16 protein-coding genes are annotated in these 19,497 nt (G+C 73.4%); 7 read left to right on the forward strand and 9 right to left on the reverse strand.

Going from position 1 to position 19,497, the window contains the following annotated elements; all coding sequences use genetic code 11:
- Nucleotides 1-625 precede the first annotated feature (625 nt).
- Nucleotides 626-3,088: a glycoside hydrolase family 3 C-terminal domain-containing protein gene (locus FJQ56_RS21740; protein ID WP_140011753.1), complete on the reverse strand. Its 2,463-nt coding sequence runs from the start codon at nucleotides 3,086-3,088 to the stop codon at nucleotides 626-628.
- A gap of 212 nt (nucleotides 3,089-3,300) precedes the next feature.
- Between FJQ56_RS21740 and FJQ56_RS21745 the strand changes: the two genes are divergently transcribed.
- From FJQ56_RS21745 to FJQ56_RS21775, 7 genes are all read left to right on the forward strand, one after another.
- A complete protein-coding gene (locus FJQ56_RS21745; RefSeq protein WP_170215499.1) occupies nucleotides 3,301-4,605 on the forward strand; it encodes an ABC transporter substrate-binding protein in 1,305 nt (434 codons plus the stop codon).
- Nucleotides 4,602-5,648, forward strand: coding sequence for a carbohydrate ABC transporter permease (locus FJQ56_RS21750; RefSeq protein ID WP_140011755.1), 1,047 nt, complete (start codon nucleotides 4,602-4,604; stop codon nucleotides 5,646-5,648). Before FJQ56_RS21745 ends, FJQ56_RS21750 begins: the two co-directional genes overlap by 4 nt.
- Complete coding sequence (locus tag FJQ56_RS21755; RefSeq protein ID WP_246084308.1) at nucleotides 5,645-6,469, forward strand: carbohydrate ABC transporter permease; 825 nt, start codon at nucleotides 5,645-5,647, stop codon at nucleotides 6,467-6,469. The genes FJQ56_RS21750 and FJQ56_RS21755 overlap by 4 nt, the downstream gene beginning before the upstream one ends.
- Entirely contained in the window at nucleotides 6,466-7,944 is a 1,479-nt protein-coding gene (locus FJQ56_RS21760; protein ID WP_140011757.1) for a glycoside hydrolase family 1 protein, read from the forward strand. Before FJQ56_RS21755 ends, FJQ56_RS21760 begins: the two co-directional genes overlap by 4 nt.
- A 13-nt stretch (nucleotides 7,945-7,957) precedes the next feature.
- Nucleotides 7,958-8,989 (forward strand): LacI family DNA-binding transcriptional regulator, encoded by a 1,032-nt coding sequence (locus FJQ56_RS21765; protein ID WP_140011779.1) that lies wholly within the window; start codon nucleotides 7,958-7,960, stop codon nucleotides 8,987-8,989.
- Between the two features lie 91 nt (nucleotides 8,990-9,080).
- Nucleotides 9,081-10,166 (forward strand): ABC transporter ATP-binding protein, encoded by a 1,086-nt coding sequence (locus FJQ56_RS21770; protein ID WP_140011758.1) that lies wholly within the window; start codon nucleotides 9,081-9,083, stop codon nucleotides 10,164-10,166.
- A complete protein-coding gene (locus FJQ56_RS21775) occupies nucleotides 10,163-11,191 on the forward strand; it encodes a Gfo/Idh/MocA family protein (protein WP_211351345.1) in 1,029 nt (342 codons plus the stop codon). The genes FJQ56_RS21770 and FJQ56_RS21775 overlap by 4 nt, the downstream gene beginning before the upstream one ends.
- Before the next feature lie 62 nt (nucleotides 11,192-11,253).
- Here the strand turns inward: FJQ56_RS21775 and FJQ56_RS21780 are convergent, their stop codons facing one another.
- From FJQ56_RS21780 to FJQ56_RS21815, 8 genes are read right to left on the reverse strand one after another with little or no spacing between them, the layout of a single operon-like run.
- Nucleotides 11,254-12,207 carry a polyprenyl synthetase family protein gene (locus FJQ56_RS21780; protein WP_170215500.1) on the reverse strand — a complete coding sequence of 318 codons (954 nt, stop codon included), beginning with the start codon at nucleotides 12,205-12,207 and terminating at the stop codon, nucleotides 11,254-11,256.
- A complete protein-coding gene (locus FJQ56_RS21785) occupies nucleotides 12,207-13,601 on the reverse strand; it encodes an alkaline phosphatase family protein (RefSeq protein WP_140011760.1) in 1,395 nt (464 codons plus the stop codon). The genes FJQ56_RS21780 and FJQ56_RS21785 overlap by 1 nt, the downstream gene beginning before the upstream one ends.
- 44 nt (nucleotides 13,602-13,645) lie before the next feature.
- On the reverse strand, nucleotides 13,646-14,839 hold the full coding sequence (gene eboE, locus FJQ56_RS21790; RefSeq protein WP_140011761.1) for a metabolite traffic protein EboE: 1,194 nt from the start codon (nucleotides 14,837-14,839) through the stop codon (nucleotides 13,646-13,648).
- Complete coding sequence (locus tag FJQ56_RS21795) at nucleotides 14,839-15,720, reverse strand: TatD family hydrolase (protein WP_140011762.1); 882 nt, start codon at nucleotides 15,718-15,720, stop codon at nucleotides 14,839-14,841. The genes eboE and FJQ56_RS21795 overlap by 1 nt, the downstream gene beginning before the upstream one ends.
- Nucleotide 15,721: 1 nt before the next feature.
- The gene (locus FJQ56_RS21800; RefSeq protein ID WP_140011763.1) at nucleotides 15,722-16,360 is read right to left on the reverse strand and encodes an EboA domain-containing protein; all 639 of its coding nucleotides are present in this window, start codon (nucleotides 16,358-16,360) and stop codon (nucleotides 15,722-15,724) included.
- Nucleotides 16,357-17,235: a sugar phosphate isomerase/epimerase family protein gene (locus FJQ56_RS21805; protein ID WP_140011764.1), complete on the reverse strand. Its 879-nt coding sequence runs from the start codon at nucleotides 17,233-17,235 to the stop codon at nucleotides 16,357-16,359. Before FJQ56_RS21805 ends, FJQ56_RS21800 begins: the two co-directional genes overlap by 4 nt.
- Nucleotides 17,232-18,113 (reverse strand): SCO3242 family prenyltransferase, encoded by an 882-nt coding sequence (locus FJQ56_RS21810; RefSeq protein WP_246084309.1) that lies wholly within the window; start codon nucleotides 18,111-18,113, stop codon nucleotides 17,232-17,234. Before FJQ56_RS21810 ends, FJQ56_RS21805 begins: the two co-directional genes overlap by 4 nt.
- Complete coding sequence (locus tag FJQ56_RS21815; RefSeq protein WP_140011765.1) at nucleotides 18,110-19,270, reverse strand: inositol-3-phosphate synthase; 1,161 nt, start codon at nucleotides 19,268-19,270, stop codon at nucleotides 18,110-18,112. Before FJQ56_RS21815 ends, FJQ56_RS21810 begins: the two co-directional genes overlap by 4 nt.
- Between the last annotated feature and the right edge of the window lie 227 nt (nucleotides 19,271-19,497).

A 19,497-nucleotide genomic window follows, 5' to 3' on the forward strand; every position in this document is an offset into this window, starting at 1 on the left:
AAGCAAGGCGCGGCACGAAACACGGCGCGGCCGGCTGGCCATGCGCGAGGTGCCGGACGGTCTTGGCGCGAGCAGCATGACGATCGGCCACTGGCGCGCTCCACGAGCCCAACCTCGAACGGCGACGGTGCTCGTGAGCTTGCAACCGGGATGCGTGGTTCCCCAGTACGCCCGTCCGGTGATGTTGCCGGGACGGGGGCCCGATCCGGATGCGCGACTGTGGACGCAGCGACTCAGGCCACGGTGCGATCTCAGCGGGCGCTCGATCGCGGCGATAAGGGCTGCACCCGAGCAACCACAGGGCAGGGTGGCCGGGCCGATCGGGAAGGCGAACATCGCCCGTGCCCGCACCTCGGGCGGCGTAGGCGCGTGCGGTCCGGGCTGTGAGCGCAGTCTCGGCGACGAGCGCCTTGGGGATGACGACAGCCACAGCCACCGTGTTGTGCGGCGGCCGCCGGGTCCGTGGCATGGTCGTCCGGGTCGGTCGGCGTGACGGGATCCATGCAGGCCCCCTGAGAAGCAGCGGCGCGCCGACGTACGTCCGGGGACCTTGCTACGGCAAAGGCGGAGCACCGCTACCAGCGGCCACGCCCCCGAAGCACGCCCGTTCGGTCACCACCGACACCTAAGGCCGACGCCGCCCCAGCCGCCGTCGTACGACGGACCCGACGCGCGCGAGCACCGGCCGCGGTCGGCCCTCGAGCAGGTCCACGACGCTGTCGACCACTCCCCAGCCCACGCGGCCGCCGGCGAAGGAGGCCATCGAGCGCAGGGGGATCTCGCGCAGCGACCGGAGCACCAGCTCGGCCTCCCCCGCCGTGTCGGCGTCGGCGGACGCACCGACCCGCGACCGTACGACGCGGGCCGCGACGTGCGACAGGGCGCGGCCGGCCGGGGTGAGGGCGAGCTCCTCGAGCGTGGAGTCGCGCGAGAACGGCCGGGGCGGCACCGGCACCGGGATCGGACGGCCCAGCCGGGCGGCGAAGTCGGCGTCGAGCACCGAGACCGGTGGGGTGTCGACCGGCTCGCCCGACGTGGTCACGCCGCCCTCGACCGACAGTGGGAGCTCGAACACGATGTCCTCGCTGGAGCGACCCACCTCCAGGACGAGCTCGCCCGTCGGGATCCGCCAGCCGTCCTGCGTGACGTCCCAGAAGGCGAAGCCGCGCGAGTCGACCGTGATCTCGACCCGGCGCTGCTCACCCGCGGCGAGGTGCACCTTGGCGAAGCCGACCAGCTCGCGGCGCGGCCGGAGCACCACCCCGGTCAGGTCGGCGCGATAGACCTGCACGACCTGGCTACCGGCGCGGTCACCGGTGTTCGCCACGGTGACGGTGACGACGACGGACGGCACCGTCCCGTCCTCGCCGACGCTCAGCACCGTGTCGGAGACGGCAGCGTCGGTCCAGGCGAACGTGGCGTAGGACAGGCCGTGGCCGAACGGGAACGCCGGCCGGATCCCCGACGTCGTGTGGTGGCGGTAGCCGACGAAGATCCCCTCGCGGTAGTCGACCTGGCGCGGCCGACCGGGGAACCACGGGTCGGCCGCCACGTCCTCCTGCTGCACCGGGAACGACTCCGCGAGCCGCCCGCCCGGCTCCGCCGCACCGATGAGTACGTCGACCAGAGCGGCCCCGCCGGCCTGCCCGCCCAGGTAGGTCTCGACGATGGCGGCGGGCAGGTCGCGCCACGGCAGCGCCACCGGGGCGCCGTGCGAGAGGACGACGACCGTGCGCGGGTTGGCCGCGCAGACGGCCCGGACGAGCCGGTCGTGCTGCTCGGGCAGGGCCAGGTCGTCGCGGTCGAAGCCCTCGCTCTCCCTCGAGGGCGGCAGCCCGACGAGCACGACCGCGACATCGGCTCGGCGCGCCACCTCGACGGCCTCGGCGACCAGGTCGTCGTCACGTCGCGAGACGGGGAGGTCGTAGCCACGCGCGTAGGTGACCGGCAGCCCCGCCGCGGCCAGGGCGTCACGTGCGCTCGTCACCCTCGTCGGCACCACCGACGACGACCCCGCCCCCTGGTATCGCGGGCTCTCGGCGAAGGCACCGATCAGCGCCACCTCGCCGACCCACGGGGTCGCGAGCGGCAGCAGGCCGTCGTTGGTCAGCAGCACCGTGCCGGCCGCGGCCACCCGCCGGCACAGCTCGTCGTGCTCGTCCACCGACGTGACCGCCCCCGACGACGAGCCGGGCGCCGAGCCGGACGACGTCGTCGTACGGGTGCGCGCGACGAGGTCGATCACCCGCTGCGCACTGGCCTCGACCGCCGCGTCGAGCCGTCCGTCGCGCACCGCGGCGACGACCTCGCGGTCGGACAGCGACGCGCCGCCGGGCATCTCGAGGTCGAGCCCGGCCGCGACCCCCGCCACCCGGTCGTACGTCGCACCCCAGTCGCTGACCACGACACCGTCGAAGCCCCACTCGTCGCGCAGTACGTCGCCCAGCAGCCACCGGTGCTGCGAGGCAGGCGTGCCGTTGACCGCGTTGTAGGCGCACATGACGGTCCACGGCCGCGCCTGGGTCACGACGATCTCGAAGGCGCGCAGGTAGATCTCGCGCAGGGTGCGGTCGTCGACGACCGCGGAGTAGGTGAACCGGTGGCTCTCGTGGCTGTTGACCGCGAAGTGCTTGAGGCTCGCCCCGACCCCGCGGGACTGGATCGCCGCCACCATCGCGGCCGCCATCCGACCGCTGAGCAGCGGGTCCTCGGACAGGTACTCGAAGGACCGCCCGCCCAGCGGGTGGCGCTTGATGTTGACGCCCGGGCCCAGGACGACGCCCACCCCCAGGTCGCGTGCCTCCTCGGCCAACGCGACCCCGACCTCGGCGGCCATCGTCGGGTCCCACGTGCTGCCGAGCGTGACCGCCGGCGGGAAGCAGGTGGCCGGCTCGCTGCCGCCCAGGCCCAGGTGGTCCGCGGCGGCGAGCTGGGCGCGCAGGCCGTGGGGGCCGTCGCTCATCATCATCGGCTCGAGCCCGACCTCGGGCAGCCCCTGGGTGTGCCAGAAGTCCTGGCCGGACAGCAGACTCACCTGCTGACGCACGGTCAGGTCGCCGGCCGAGATCTCGCGCGGTGGTGTCGGCATGCCTCATCGAAGCCCGGACGGCCGTACGACGCAACGTGGGTGGGAGCGCTTCCAGACACTCGCCGTGCGAGTCGGAGCCCGACAATCCGCCGAGCCAACCAAACCAGAATGTGATCGTTGACACATGTGCCAGCCCGTGCCATGGTTCACGCACTCCCGAATGGAAGCGCTCTCACTTCTACCGGGTCCACCTTCCAGGCAGGAGACCTGACGTGACCATCAAGACCTCTCGCGGTGTGAGCCGCCCCGGACTGGGCGTCTGCGCGACGCTCCTGCTCGGCCTGACCCTCGCGGCCTGCGGCGGCGGGGGCGGCGACCCGGCCGAGTCCGCCGAGCAGGACACGCTCGAGCCCGGTGAGACCCTCACCATCACGACGTTCGGCGAGTTCGGCTACGACGCCCTCATCGCCGACTGGAACAAGGCCAACCCCGGCATCCAGGTCGAGCAGACCAAGGTCTCGCTGTGGGACGACTGGAAGAACGAGCTCAACACCAACCTGCAGGCCAACGCGGGTCTCCCCGACGTCGTGGCCATCGAGGGCGACTTCATGCCGGCGCTGGTCGCTGCTCCCGACCGCTGGGTCGACCTGTCCGACAAGGACGTCGAGGGCCGCTGGCTCGACTTCAAGGAGAAGGCCGCCACCACCTCCGACGGCCAGCTGCTCGGCTACCCGACCGATGCCGGCCCCGAGGCGTTCTGCTACCGCGCCGACCTGTTCGAGGAGGCCGGGCTGCCGAGCGACCGCGCCGAGGTCGCCAAGCTGATGACGACCTGGGACGACTACTACGCCCTCGGCGAGAAGTTCACCGCCAAGTCCGACGCCGCCTGGTACGACTCCTCCGGGACGATCGCCCAGGCGATGCTCAACCAGGTGCCCAACCCCTTCGAGGAGAGCGACGGCACCGTCAACGTCGAGAACGACGGGCTGAAGGCCGTGTGGAACACGGTCACCGGCAACGCCGAGACGCTCTCGACGCGCAACAAGCTGTGGAACGACGACTGGTCGGCGTCGTTCAAGAAGGACGGCTTCGCCACCATCCCGTGCCCCGGCTGGATGCGCAGCAACATCAAGGACAACCAGGGCAAGCTCAAGGACGGCGTCGTCTGGGACGTCGTCGACGTGTTCCCCGGCGGCGGCGGCAACTGGGGCGGGTCGTTCCTGGCCGTGCCCAAGACCTCCACCCACCAGACCGAGGCCCAGAAGTTCCTCGAGTGGATGACCGCTCCCGAGCAGCAGCTGCGGGTCTTCGCCGACCTCGGCAACTTCCCCTCGCAGGTCAAGGCGATCGACAGCCCCGACCTGCTGAGCGCGACCGACGAGTACTTCAACAACGCCCCGGTCGGTGAGATCTACTCCAACCGCGCCGCCGCCATCGACGTCCAGCCCTTCCAGGGCCCGCTCTACTCCGACATCCTCGGCAAGTTCCAGCTCGCGATCGACCGGGTCGACGAGGGCTCCGCGTCGCCCGACAAGTCGTGGAAGACCTTCCTCTCCGACGTCGCGTCCCTGCAGTGACGGCGCCGGCTGACGCCGGCACCCCCCTCCAGCCCGGCGACCACCCGCACCGGCCGGAGGCCGGTGCGGGTGGCGCTGGGAAGCCCACACCGGGCGGGCGCGGGGGCCGGCAGGACGATCGCCGACTCCTGCGCCGCGAGCGGCGGGCCAGGTGGGACGTCAAGATCGCGCCGTACCTGTTCGTGTCGCCGTTCTTCGTCGTCTTCGCCGTGGTCGGGATGTTCCCGCTGGCCTACACCGGCTACCTCTCCCTCTACGAGTGGGACCGCACCCAGTACGCCCGCGGTGGGTTCGCCGGCCTCGACAACTTCAGGTGGGTCCTCGAGGACCCCGTCTTCGTGAAGTCCGTGGTCAACACCCTCAGCATCTTCGTGATGTCCTCGATCCCCCAGGTCATCATCGCCGTGACGGTCGCCGCGCTGCTCGACCAGCAGCTGCGCGGCAGCACCTTCTGGCGGATCAGCGTGCTGCTGCCGTTCGTCGTCGCCCCCACCGCGGCGGTCCTCATCTTCGGCAGCCTGTTCGCCGACCGCTCCGGCGTCATCAACGAGGTGCTCGGCAACCTCGGCCTCGAGCCGATCCGGTGGCACGTCGAGCGCTGGTGGAGCCACGTCGCGATCTCCGGCATGGTCAACTGGCGCTGGACCGGCTACAACGCGCTGATCTTCCTGGCCGCGATGCAGGCCGTGCCCCGCGACGTCTACGAGTCGGCGGCCCTCGACGGCGCCGGCCGGGTGCGCCAGCTGTTCGCCATCACGCTGCCGATGATCCGGCCCACGGTGATCTTCGTGATCGTCACGACCACCATCGGCGGCCTGCAGATCTTCACCGAGCCCCGGCTGTTCGACGACACCGCGCAGCGCGAGGGCGGTGCCGACCACCAGTACATGACGATGACGCTCTACGTCTACGTCAAGGGCATCGAGGACCAGTTCTACGGTCGCGCGTCGGCCGCCGCCTGGCTGCTGTTCATGTTCATCATCGCCATCGTGCTGGTCAACTACCTCGTCACACGATGGCTCACCCGACGGAGAGCACTGTGACCAGACGTCCCGGCCCCCTGGTCTACGGCCTGCTCGCCGCGTTCGTGATCGGGTCGGCCCTGCCCCTCTACTGGTCGTTCATGATCGGTTCCCACACCCGGGAGCGGGCCGTGGAGACCCCGCCCCCGCTGCTGCCCGGCGGTCACTTCTTCGAGAACGTCAGCCGGGTGCTCGACACCATCGACTTCTGGCAGGCGCTGCTCAACAGCCTGGTCGTGGCGACGGTGTGCGCGACGTCGGTCGTCGTCTTCTCCACGCTGGCCGGCTTCAGCTTCGCCAAGCTCAAGTTCCGCGGGAGCTCGTCGATGATGGGGTTCGTCGTGATGACGATGGCGGTGCCGACGCAGCTGGCGATCGTCCCGCTGTTCATCCTGATGCGCGACTACCGGCTGCTCGACACCCTCGCCGCGGTCGCCCTACCGACCCTCGTGACGGCGTTCGGCGTCTTCTTCATGCGCCAGTACCTCCTCGACGCCGTCCCCGACGAGCTCGTCGAGGCCGCCCGGATGGACGGCTGCTCGATGATCCGCACGTTCTGGACCGTCGCCGTGCCCGCCGCCCGGCCCGCCATGGCGATCCTGTTCCTCTTCACCTTCATGCAGGTCTGGACCGACTACATGTGGCCGCTCGTGGCCCTGCAGAAGACCGAGACCCTCCAGATCGCCCTGGACCGCCTCGCGCTCACCGGGCAGGGCCAGACCACCGACTACGCCCTGGTGCTGGCCGGTACGGCGATGGCCACCGTCCCCCTACTCGTCCTGTTCGTCCTGTCCGGCCGCCAGCTGGTGTCCGGCATCATGCAAGGAGCCATCAAGGGATGACCGAGCTCGAGACCCCCTCCGCCACCACGACGCACCTCCTGTCGTCCTCGGACCGGGGCCGCGCCATCCAGTTCCCCGCCGGCTTCGGGTGGGGCGCCGCGACGGCGTCCTACCAGGTCGAGGGCGCCGCCGCCCTCGACGGTCGTACGCCGTCCATCTGGGACACCTACGCCGCCCGGCCCGGTGCCGTGGTCGCCGGCGACAACGGCGACGTGGCCTGCGACCACTACCACCGCTACCGCGACGACGTCGCCCTGATGCGCGACCTCAACCTGGGCTCCTACCGCTTCTCGGTCGCGTGGCCGCGGGTGCGCCCCGACGGCGGCGCGGTCAACGAGGCCGGCCTCGACTTCTACCGCCGCCTGGTCGACGAGCTGCTCGACGCCGGCATCACGCCGTGGCTGACGCTCTATCACTGGGACCTGCCGCAGACCCTCGAGGACGCCGGCGGGTGGACCCACCGCGACACCGTCCACCGCTTCGTCGACTACGCGCAGACCGTGCACGACGCGCTGGGCGACCGGGTCCCGACGATCACCACGATGAACGAGCCGTGGTGCTCGGCGTTCCTCGGCTACACCTCCGGGCGCCACGCCCCCGGGCGACGCGAGGGCGCCGCCGGGCTCGTGGCCGCCCACCACCTGATGCTCGCGCACGGGCTCGCGGTCCAGGCCCTGCGCGCCGACGGCGCCACCGCCGACCTCGGCATCACGCTCAACCTCACCGTCGCCGACCCCCACGACGCCGACGACCCCGTCGACCGTGACGCCGCGCGCCGCGTCGACGGGCTCTTCAACCGGGTCTTCCTCGACCCCCTGCTGCGAGGGCACTACCCCGAGGACGTGCTGGCCGACACCGCGGCGATGACCTTCGCCGGACAGCCGTGGACCGACGTCGTCCACGACGGCGACCTCGCCGCGGTGAGCAGCCGGCTCGACGTGCTGGGCGTCAACTACTACAACGGCGGCGCCCACTCCGGGCACCCGCACCCGGCGCCCGACGACGGCGGCGTGGTCCACCCCGACCTGCCCAGCGGGTCGCCGTTCCCCGGCGGCGACGACATCCACGAGGTCAGCCGCGGCCTGCCGCGCACCGGCATCGGCTGGGAGGTGCAGCCCGAGGGCTTCACCCGCCTGTTGACCCGGTTGCACGACGACTACGACCTGCCCCCGGTCTGGATCACCGAGAACGGCGCCGCCTACGCCGACGAGGTCGTCGACGGCCGCGTCGACGACCACGAGCGGCGCGACTACGTCGAGGCCCACCTGCGCGCCCTGCACGCCGCTATCGAGCAGGGCGTCGACGTCCGCGGCTACTTCGCGTGGTCGCTGCTCGACAACTTCGAGTGGTCCTACGGCTACGGCCAGCGGTTCGGCATCGTCCACGTCGACTTCGACACCCAGGAGCGCACCCGCAAGCTCAGCGCCGACTGGTACTCCCGCGTCGCGGCCTCGGGTCACGTCGGGGAGGTCTAGCGTGACCGGCGTGATGGACGAGGACAGCGCCCGATCGCCGTCGTTGCCCACCCTCGACGAGGTGGCCCGGCTGGCCGGCGTCTCGCGGGCGACCGCGTCGCGGGCCATCAACGGCGGCGACAAGGTGAGCCTGAAGGCCCGCACCGCGGTCGACGCCGCCGTCCAGTCCCTGGGCTACGCACCCAACCTCGCCGCCCGCAGCCTGGTGACGCGGCGTACCGACTCGGTCGCGCTCGTCGTGCCCGAGCCCGACGACCGGGTCTTCTCCGACCCGTTCTTCGCCCGCACCCTGCGCGGCGTCAGCCGGGTCCTCGGAGCGCGCGACCTCCAGCTGGTGCTGCTCCTCACCGGGCCCGGCGAGGAGGAGCAGCGGATGCTCCGCTACCTCCGCAACCGCCACATCGACGGGGCCATCGTGGTGTCCCACCACCGCAACGACCACCTCAGCGACCACCTCGCCGCGATGGGCCTGCCGTGCGTGTTCGTCGGTCGCCCGTGGACCAGCGCCGCCAAGGTCGCCTACGTCGACACCGACAACGTCGCCGGCGGCAGCGAGGCGACCGAGGCCCTCGTACGCCGGGGCTGCCGCCGCATCGGCACCATCGCCGGACCGGCCGACATGACCGCCGGGGTCGACCGGCTGCTGGGCTGGCGGATGGCGATGCACAAGGCGGGCCTGTCCGACGACGCCGTCGTGCACGGCGACTTCACCGAGGCCGGCGGCGAGTCCGCGGCCGCCCAGCTGCTCATCCAGCACCCCGACCTCGACGGCATCGCCGTCGCCTCCGACCTGATGGCCGCCGGCGCCCTGCGCGCCCTGGCCCGCACCGGTCGCCGGGTCCCCGACGACGTCGCCGTGGTCGGGTACGACGACCTCGGCGTCGCCGAGCGGACCACCCCACCGCTGACCACCGTCCACGCCCCGGTCGGCGACATGGCCGACCAGGCCGCCCGCCTGCTCCTCGAGCAGCTCGACGACGGAGGCCGGCCGCGCGCGATGCGCATCGTCTTCCCGCCCTCGCTGGTCCAGCGCGACAGCGCCTGACCCACCCCGTCCGCGCACGCAGCAACCACCCGCATCCACCCGCATCCACCACGCACCGCCGGCCCCCTGCCGGCGAAGGGAGCACAGCCAGATGGCCACCGTGACGTTCGAGAAGGCACAGCGCTGGTACCCCGGCGCCGACAAGCCCGCCGTACCCGGCATCGACCTGGAGATCGGCGACGGGGAGTTCATGGTGCTCGTCGGCCCGTCGGGGTGCGGCAAGTCCACGACCCTGCGGATGCTCGCCGGGCTCGAGGAGGTCGACGACGGCAAGGTCTTCATCGGCGAGCGCGACATCACCACCGTGCCGCCCAAGGACCGCGACATCGCCATGGTCTTCCAGAACTACGCGCTCTACCCGCACATGACGGTCGCCGACAACCTCGGCTTCGCGCTCAAGATCGCCAAGGTGCCCGGCGACGAGCGCAAGAGGCGCGTCGCCGAGGCCGCCCGCATCCTCGGTCTCGAGGAGTTCCTGGGCCGCAAGCCCAAGGCGCTGTCCGGCGGGCAGCGCCAGCGGGTCGCGATGGGCCGCGCCATCGTGCGCAACCCCGCGGTCTTCTGCATGGACGAGCCGCTGTCCAACCTCGACGCCAAGATGCGCGTGCAGACCCGCACCGACATCGCCAAGCTCCAGGCCGACCTCGGTGTCACCACCGTCTACGTCACCCACGACCAGGTCGAGGCGATGACCATGGGCGACCGGGTCGCGGTGATGAAGGACGGCGTGCTCCAGCAGGTCGACACGCCCCTCGCCCTCTACGACCGCCCGGTCAACCTCTTCGTCGCCGGCTTCATCGGCTCCCCGCAGATGAACCTGCTCGAGGCGACCGCCTCGCAGGACGGCCAGGCGCAGATCGGCGACTACCAGGTCCCGGTCGACCCGACCGCGGCCCAGCGGATGCGCGGCCAGGTCACCGTCGGCGTCCGGCCCGAGTCGTGGCGCATCGTCTCGGCCGAGCAGGGCGGGCTGCCGGTCCGGGTCACCGTCGTCGAGGAGCTCGGCGCCGACGGCTACGTCTACGGCACCTCCGGCGTCGACGGCACCCCCGCCAACATCATCGTGCGGGTCTCCGGCCGCGACCAGGTCCACAAGGGCGACACCATCCACGTCACCACCGACCCGGCCCAGGTGCACGTCTTCGACACCGACACCGGCGCGCGCCTGTCCGCGTGACGGGTCTGGTCCTCCCCGGCCCGCGGCTGCTCGACCCCGCCGGCGTACCGCCGCTGCGGTGGGCTGTCGTCGGCACCGGCATCGGGGCCGCCTTCGTGGCCTCGCTGCACGCGCACACGCCGCAGCGCGTCGTCCTCTGGGTGGCCCGCGACGCCGCCCGCACGCGCGAGGTCGCCCGTCGGCACGGGGTCGAGCGGTCGACCACCGACCTGGCCGCGGCCCTCGCCGACCCCGAGGTCGACGCCGTCCACGTCGCGACGCCCCACCCGCTGCACCGCGACCAGGCCCTGGCCGCCATCGCGGCCGGCAAGCACGTGCTGGTCGAGAAGCCGATCGCCATGACGGCCGTCGACGCCGCGGCCATCACCTCCGCCGCGGCCGGAGCGGGCGTGCTGGCCATGGAGGCGATGTGGACCCGCTACCTGCCCCAGACCGACGTCCTGCGCCAGGTGCTCGCCGAGGGGCTCCTCGGCGAGCCACGTCTGGTGCGCGCCGACCTCGGCTCCGCCGTCCCGTACGACGCCACCAGCCGCCTCTGGAACCCCGACCTGGGGGGCGGGGCCCTGCTCGACGTCGGCATCTATCCGATCAGCCTCGCCTCGATGGTGCTCGGGCCGCCGGCTGCCATCACCGCCACCGGCCGACTGGCGCCCTCCGGAGTCGATGCCGCAGCCCACGTCCTGATCGGCGCCGCGGGCGGTGGCGCCGCGCTGCTGTCGACGTCGCTCGACACCGCGCTCCCGGCGGTGGCGGGCGTCGTGGGGTCCGAGGGTCACACCGAGATCGCCGCGCCGTTCTACGCCCCGACCGCGCTCACGGTCACCGTGGGCCCGGAGGGCTCGACCCGCACGGCGACCTGGACACACCCCCCGACCGACGGCCCGACCGACGGCTACGCCTACCAGGCGACCGCCTTCGCCCACTACGTCGCGCAGGGTCGGGTGGAGTCGCCGCTGCACACGCACTCCGAGACGGTGTCGGTCCTGGCGACCATCGACGAGGTACGCCGTCAGCTCGGCGCCTGAGCGGCACAGAGAGGCGCGCGGATTCCCCGGCTGGCCGGGGGTTCCGCGTCACCCCGCCCGCGTCACACGGGCCGGGCGGTCTCCAGCCCCGCACGACCCCGTACGGCGTCATCGAGCGCGGCGACCAGGGGTGCGGCCTGCTGGCGACCGTCGTCGTCGAGCGCGGTGAGCAGCGCCCGCTGCAGGGCGTCCGCGGCCCACTGGAGCAGCGCGACCCCGCCCGGGCTGCGCTCCACCGCGGCGCCCGCGGCGGCGATCTCGTCGACCACGAGGGCGGTCACCTCCGACGAGAGCCCCTGCCCCACCAGGGCGACCGCGGTGGGCACGCCGTTGGCGCGGTCGGCCCCCACGGGCTTGCCCAGGTGCGCCGGGTCGCCGATGGTGTCGAGGAGGTCGTCCACGTGCTGGAAGGCCATCCCGAAGTGGTGCCCGAACCGGCCGTGCGCGTCGACCACCACGGGGTCGGCACCCACGGCGAGAGCACCGATCTCGGCACTGGCGCGGAACAGGGCGGCCGTCTTGAGCGCGATGTAGTCGGCGTGGGCCGCCACCGACGGCGCGGCGGCCAGGTCCTCCTCGCGCAGCTGCCCGGCGGCCATCTGCTCCAGCGCGCCGGCCCACACCCCGGCGGCCGCCACGGAGGAGTCGGCCGCAGCCGCCGCGCCCCGGGCGAGCAGCAGGTCGCCGACGACGATCGCGGTGCCGGTGCCGGCGGCGGCGACGACCGAGGGCCTCCCCCGACGCAGCGGAGCCGCGTCGATGATGTCGTCGTGCACGAGCGTCGCGACGTGGAGCAGCTCGACGGCGAGCGCACCGGACACGACATGGTCGTCGAGCTCGGGGGCGTGCCGGGGCTCGGAGAGGGCCGCGGCCGCGCTGCGGACCACCAGGTCGGGTCGCAGCAGCTTGCCCGGCCGCAACGCGTCGAGGACCACCAGGTCGACCCGCGCGACCCCGCACGAGGGCGGCGTACGCAGCCGCTCCCGCACCCCGTCGAGCAGCCGGTCGACGTCCACTACGACACCGACGAGGGGGCCGACGCGTCCGCGCCGAGGTTGACGAGGTCGATCAGCAGGTCGCGCACGGCGGTCGCGGCGATCCGCTCCCCCAGCACACCGGGCTGGTCGCAGATGACCATCGGGGCGTCGGCGTCACGCTCAGGGAGCCGGCCGTGGGTGCCGCGCACCGGGGCCGGGTCGAGCGGGACGACCTTCATCGCGTAGCGCAGGCCCGCGGCCTTGCGGGCCAGGGTCAGCGCGGCCTTGGCCTTGACCAGCTTGTCCTCGGGGTCGAAGAAGAGCTCGGCGGGGTCGTAGCCGGGCTTGCGGTGGATCTCGACGCCCCGCGCGAAGTCGGGGGCGCGCTCGTCGTCGTCCCAGTAGTAGTAGGTGAACCACGCCGTCGGGTCGGCGACCAGGACGAGCTCGCCGGAGCGCTCGTGGTCGAGGCCGAACTCGGCCTGCCCCTCGCGGTCGAGCACCCGGTCGACCCCCGGCAGGGCGGCGCACAGCGCGCGGACCTGCTCGAGGTCGGCCGGGTCGGCGACGTAGACGTGGGCGAGCTGGTGGTCGGCCACGGCGAACGCGCGCGACACCCAGGGGTCGAGGTACTCCATGCCGTCCTGGGTGTAGACCTCGAGCAGGCCGGCGGTGCGCAGCGCCCGGTTGACGTCGACGGGGGTGTCGGCCTTGGTGATGCCGTACTCCGACAGCACGACGACCCGCGCCCCGAGCGCGGCCGCGTCGTCGAGCAGCGGCGCGAGGGCGTCGTCGACGTCGCGCGCGGCCTGCCGGGCCTCCGGGGCGTCGGGGCCGAACCGCTGCAGGTCGTAGTCGAGGTGGGGCAGGTAGGCCAGCGTCAGGTCGGCGCGCGACAGCAGCCGGCGCGCCGCGCCGACGATCCACTCCGAGGACCGGATCGAGGCCGTGGGTCCCCAGTACTGGAACAGCGGGAACTCGCCCAGCTCGCCGACCAGCTCGTCGTGCAGCTCGGGCGGGCGCGTGTAGGCGTCGGGGGCCTTCTTGCCGTCGGCGTAGTAGATCGGCCGGGGGGTGACCGTCCAGTCGGTGGTGGCGCCCATGGCGTACCACCAGCACACGTTGGCCACCGTGTAGCCGGGCACCTGGTGGCGGATGGTCTCCCAGACCTTCTCGCCCTGCACCAGGCGGTTGTGCTGGCGCCACAGGAAGATCTCGCCCAGGTCGCGGAAGTACCAGCCGTTGCCGACGATGCCGTGCTCGGCCGGGGTGAGCCCGGTCAGCAGCGTCGACTGCACGCTGCAGGTCACCGCCGGCAGGACCGGCTCGAGGACCGCCTGGGACCCGCCCGCGGCGAGTCGCTTGAGCCGGGGCATGTGCTCGAGCAGGGCAGGGGTGAGACCGACGACGTCGACGACGAGCAGCTTGTCCATGGGGGTGATCTCCAGGTGAGGGGGTGTGGATCAGGTGGGGTCGCTCAGAGGGGGGTGAGACCGAGGCCGACGAGCTCGGCGTGGACCCACGCGAGCTCGGCGGCCAGGCCGGCCGCGAGGGCGTCGTCGTCGGCCGGTCCGCCACCGGGCAGGACCGACCACGTGTAGGTCTCGACCTCGAGGTGGGCGACGTGGGCGGTGGGTCCGCCGAGCAGGGCGGCCAGCGAGGCCCGCAGCTCCTCGCGCCCGGTGCGCAGGGGCGCCTGGGGGTCGGCGTGCACCGGCACGTGGAAGTGCACGCGCCAGGGGGCGTCGGTGTCGAGCGGGTCGGCTCCGTCGAGGGCCTCGGGCAGGTCGTCGCGAGCCGCGACCGCCCCGTCGGGCCGGGCCTGGCGCACCTGGTGGAGGAAGCGGTCCTCGGCGTACGACGAGAGCGCGGAGCGCGTGGCCGCGTCGGCCGGGTCGTCGACCACCAGGGCCGAGGCCGGCTGGGCCTTGACCACGCGCAGCCCGGCGTCGCCGAGCAGGGCGAGGGCGTGGGTGGCGTCGTCGAAGCCGACGGCGAGGTGGCACAGGTCGAGGCAGATGCCGATCCAGTCGCGGTCGACCGCGGCGAGGTGCTCGACGGCCTGCTCGACGGTCTCGACGACGCAGCCGGGCTCGGGCTCGACACCGACGACGACCCGGCGGCCGGTCTCGTCGGCGAGGCGGGCCAGGCCGGAGGCGAGCTCGGCGAGGTGGCCCTCGGCCTGCTGCTGGTCGGCCGCGGACCACGGCGTCTGCCAGGCCAGCGGCAGCGTCGAGATCGACCCGTGGTCGGCGTCGTCGGGGAGCAGCCCGCCCAGCACGCGTGCCGCGGCCAGCGTGTAGTCGAGGCGCTCGCGCTCGGCCCAGGTCGGGTGGTAGACGGCGTGCTTGACGACGGGGTCCTGGAAGGAGGCGTAGGGGAACGCGTTGACCGTGACCACCTCGACGCTGTGCTCGGCCAGCTGCTCGCGCACCCGGCGTACGCCGGCGGGGTCCGCCGCGAGCCGGTGCGCGGCGGCAGCGGGCAGCCACAGGCCGAGGCCCACGACGCCGCCGGTCGGCGCGCCGTCGGACCCGGCGTCCAGGACGCGACGGATCGCCCCGCCCATCCCGACGGCCTGCGCGACCAGGCCGTCGACGTCCTCGGCGGGCAGCACGTTGGTGCCGTAGCCCAGGTGGACCACCGTGCCGTCGCGGTGGCGCAGCCGCATCAGGTGACCCGCTCGCCGCGCAGGACGGAGTTGCCCTCGAAGGTCTGGGTCAGGTCGGGCGTGGTCGTGTCGGTGGCGCCGGTGTCGTCGGGCAGCAGCAGCCGTCCGGACTGGGCGAAGAACTCGACGGGGTTGCGCCACAGCACCCGGTCGACGTCGTCGTCGGTGAACCCGGCCGCGAGCATCGCCTCGCCGGTCGCCAGGGTCAGCAGCGGGTCGCTGCGCCCCCAGTCGGCCGCGGAGTTGACCAGCACCCGGTCGGGCCCGTGGTCCTGCAGGATGCGCACCATGCGCTGGGGGTCCATCTTGGTGTCGGGGTAGATCGAGAAGCCCATCCAGCAGCCGCTGGCCTCGACGGGGCCGACGGTCAGCTCGTTGAGGTGGTCGACGACGACCATCCCCGGGGCGAGCCCGGACTCCTCGACCAGCTCGAGCGTGCGTCGGGTGCCGCCCTCCTTGTCGCGGTGGGGGGTGTGCACCATCGCCGGCAGCTCGAACTCGACGGCCAGCGCCAGCTGGGCGCTGAAGGCGTGCTCCTCGGCGTCGGTCATCGAGTCGAAGCCGATCTCGCCGACCGCGACGACGCCGTCCTTGGCGAGGTAGCGCGGCAGGACGTCGAGGACCTCGAGGCAGCGGGGGTCGTTGGCCTCCTTGGGGTTGAGCGCGATCGTGCAGTGGTGGGCGATGCCGAACTGCGCGGCCCGGAACCGCTCCCAGCCGATGAGGCCGTCGAAGTAGTCGGTGAACGAGCCGACGCTGGTGCGCGGCTGCCCGAGCCAGAAGGCCGGCTCGACCAGGGCGCGCACGCCGGCGGCGTACATGCGCTCGTAGTCGTCGGTCGTGCGTGACGTCATGTGGATGTGCGGGTCGAAGATGCGCATCTCAGGCCTCCGGGCCGGTCGTGGTGGTCAGGTCGATGAGGGCGAGGGCGTCGGCGGGCACCGGTCGCCCGGCCGCCTCGCGCTCGTCGACGTAGCGGCGCACGATCGCCCCGAGCTCGGCGTCGACCCGCGTGTCGAGGTCGGCGACGGCGGTCAGCGGGACGCCGACGAACAGGCACTTCAGCACGCCGTGACGCCAGTCGTGGGCCGAGAGCCGGGCGGCGTGCGGGCCCATGGCGGCGGCCACGAGCCGGACGTCGTTGGTGCGCAGGGCGTCGAGCAGCACCTCGGAGCCGTCGAGCCCGGGGTCCTCGACGACGCCGATAGCGAGGAGCACGCCCCGCTTCTCGTCGCCGTCTCCGTAGCGGTAGATCGCCTGCAGCTCGGCCAGCAGGTCGGCCGGCGCGAGCCGGGTCGCCGCTGCCGCCACGAGCTCGACGCGTACGGCGTCCTCGGTGCGGTGGCCGGTCGGGGCGAGCTCGCCCCGGGCCGTACGCCGGGCCGCGGCCGGGAACAGCCGCCCCAGCACCGACGGGTCGGCCGTCACGGCCGCGGTCATCTCCTCGAGCGCCCGCTGGGCGTCGGACGGGAGCGCCGCGCGCAGCTCGGCGGGAGCGACGAGCGTGCCCACGGCGGTCATCGGGCGCTCCCCGCGGCTGCCGGTATGGCGGCCGGCGTGCCGATCCGGTCGAGCGAGGCGCGCAGCGCGACCATGGTGGAGGCCGCGACCGCGGGTGCCGCGTGGGAGTGCCGCGGCAGCTCGACGCACGCCAGGCCGGTGTAGCCGGTCGCGACGAGGGCGCCGAGGACGTCGTCGAGGTCGAGCTCGCCGGTGCCGAGCTCGAGGTGCTCGTGCACGTCGCGGACCATGTCGTCGACCTGCACGTTGCCGAGGACGGGCCCCGCGCGGTGCACGGTCTCGGCGGGGGTGCGCGGCTCGTTGCAGACCAGGTGGCCCAGGTCGAGGGTCACCTGCAGGTGTTCGGGGTCGCCGAAGCGGGCCCGCAGGTCGAGCACCTCGTCGAGGGTCGACAGGAACATCCCGGGCTCGGGCTCGACGCAGACCGTGACGCCGAGGTCGGCGGCGTCGTCGAGGACCGGGCCGAGGCCGTTGACGACCCGGCGCCACAGCACCGCGGCCCCCACTCCGGTCGGGGCGGTGCCGGACCAGCAGGAGACCGCCTCGGAGCCGAGCTCGTGCGCGATCCGCACGGCCCGGCGCAGCAGGTCGACGCGGCGCTCGCGGCCGTCGTCGCTGACCAGGGTCGGCTCGTGCTTGTGCCAGGGGTCGAGCACGTAGCGCGACCCGGTCTCCACGACCGAGGCCAGGTGGTTGGCCTCCAGGCACCGCCGGGCGTGGGCGATCTGGCTCGGCAGGTCGCCGAACGGGTCGAGGTGGGGCTGGTCGAGGGTCAGCCCGATGCCCTCGTAGCCGAGGGACGAGACCACCGCGCAGGCGTCGGCGAGCCGGTGTCCGGCGAATCCGTTGAGGCCATAGCCCAGACGCACGCTCATGTCGGGCTCACCGCCCGCGAGGCGCGTCGCAGCAACGGGCCGGCGCCGGCCACCGCGATCGCGGCGGGCAGCTGCCCGCGGGCCGCCAGCCAGGAGGCCTGCAGGAGCGTGAGGCCGCCGATGCCGGCGCCGGTGGCGGCCCGCACGGTCGGACCGTCGGGCTGGGCCAGGGCGCGGGTCTGGGCGCCACCCACGCGGGCGACGTACGCCGCGGCGAGGGCGCGTGCCGCCCACCGGTCGCGGGGGCGCGCCTCGGCGTCGCGGGCCGTCGTCGCCACGAGGAGCGCCGCGGCGGTGGCGGTGGCGGCCAGCGCCGTACGGACGGTGGCCTTGCCGGTGCCGTGGACCTCGCCGCGGCTGAGCAGCGTGACGCCGACGGTGTGCACCGCGGCGGCCGCCGCGGGCGCCGCGGCCGCGCCCGGTGCGGCGGCCGCACCGAGCAGGACGTCGAGCCCGCGGGTGGAGGCCATCACGAACGGACCGGCCGGGGAGTCCTTGGCCAGCAGGTCGTAGGTGGCGACGAGAGCGGCAAGCGGGACGCTGACCCGCAACGCCCTGCGTCCGCCCGCCACCGCCGTGACGGCCAGGCCGGCCGCGCCGAGACCGGCGGCGACGGCGAGGGCCACCGGGGCGGCGATGCGCCCGGACGGGACGACCCGCTCGGGGCGCTCGACGGCGTCGACCTCACGGTCGGCCCAGTCGTTGAGCGCCATGCCCGAGCAGTAGATGAGGACCGAGCCGAGCGGCATGGCCCCGGCGCCACGCACCGGGTCGGAGCCGAGCCACGCCGCACCGGACCAGACGTCGCCGGGGACGGTGAGCGAGGCCGGGAGGCGGACCAGCTCGGCGAGGTCGCGCGGTGCCGGCAGGGTGCTCACGAGAGTCCCTGGCGCCACGCGACGAGGTCGCGCCACTGCTCGGCGAGCCGGTGCTCGGAGCTGCCGACGGGGTCCTTGAAGAAGAAGCCCAGCTCGACCAGGGCACCGGACCGGCCGGCGGCGTGGGCCACGGCCGTGAGCCGGGCCAGGTCGAGCACCAGCGGTGCGGCCAGGCTCGAGTCGCAGCCCTGCCAGGTGAGCTGCATGGTCATCCGGCTGCCGAGGAAGCCGTCGAACAGCACGTGGTCCCAGGCGGTCTTCCACTCCCCCAGCTCCTCGACCTGGTCGATGTGCATCGGCCCGGGCACGGCCCGGCCGACCATCGCGTCGAGACCGCTGCGCTTGGTCTCGGTCTTGCTGCGGGCGGCCTCGGGGTCGGCCAGCGTGGCGCCGTCGCCGCCACCGAGGAGGTTGACCGACGCCCACGAGCGCAGCTCGAGCGCACGCACCGCGAACATCGGCGCCAGCGCCGACTTCAGCAGCGTCTCGCCGGTCTTGCCGTCGGAGCCGGCGTAGGGCAGCCCGGCCCGCTCGGCGGCCTCGAGCACCACGGGCAGGCGTAGGCACGGGCTGGGCGTGAAGGACACGAAGGGCGCCCCGGCGGCGAAGGCCGCGAGGGCGTAGACGGCCCCGATCGGCAGGGAGTCGTCGATGCTGTCCACCTGGTCGGGGTCGGCGACCGGTGCCTGGGTGCTGGCGACCTCGATCACGACCACGCGGGCCAGGTCGTGCTGCTCACGGAAGGCCCGGATGTCGGCGGCGAGCCGGTCGACCGCGGCCGCCGCACTCTCGTCGCCCGACGCGTAGCCCGGCCGCAGGGCGGCCTCGACCTCGTCGAGCTCGGCGCGTACGGCGTCGACGAGGTGGGCGGGCAGCACGGCACCCGCCACCAGCGTGTCGGCCTTCTTGGCCAGGGAGCGCGAGCTGACGTCGTGGCCGCCGAACACCAGGCTGCCGAGGTCGGGCAGGCCCGCGGGGTCGAGCTCGGGCAGCTCGGTCACGAGCCCGGTCGTCGGCGCGAGCCCGTGCCGGATGCCGAGGGCTCCGATGATCGCCGTGGTCGCCACCGAGCCGCGCGCCCCGACGAACCAGACACCGGTGCGGGCACCGGGGTCCGATCCGGGCTCGACGCGGGTGTCGGTCTGGTCGCTGGTCATGTGTGGTTCCTCGAGTCGGTCGGTCATCAGGTCGGTCGGGTGGCGCGGTCGCCGACTGGGTCGGCTGGGTCGGCCGTGGGGTCGGCCGTGGGTCAGGAGGAGCTGGAGAAGGCGGCGTCGAAGGCAGCACTCGGCGGGTCGAACGCCAGACGGCGCACGAACTCCAACGCCTCGGGAGCACCCACCAACCGATCCATCCCCGCGTCCTCCCACTCCACCGAGATCGG

Source organism: Nocardioides plantarum, assembly GCF_006346395.1.
Taxonomy (GTDB): domain Bacteria; phylum Actinomycetota; class Actinomycetes; order Propionibacteriales; family Nocardioidaceae; genus Nocardioides; species Nocardioides plantarum.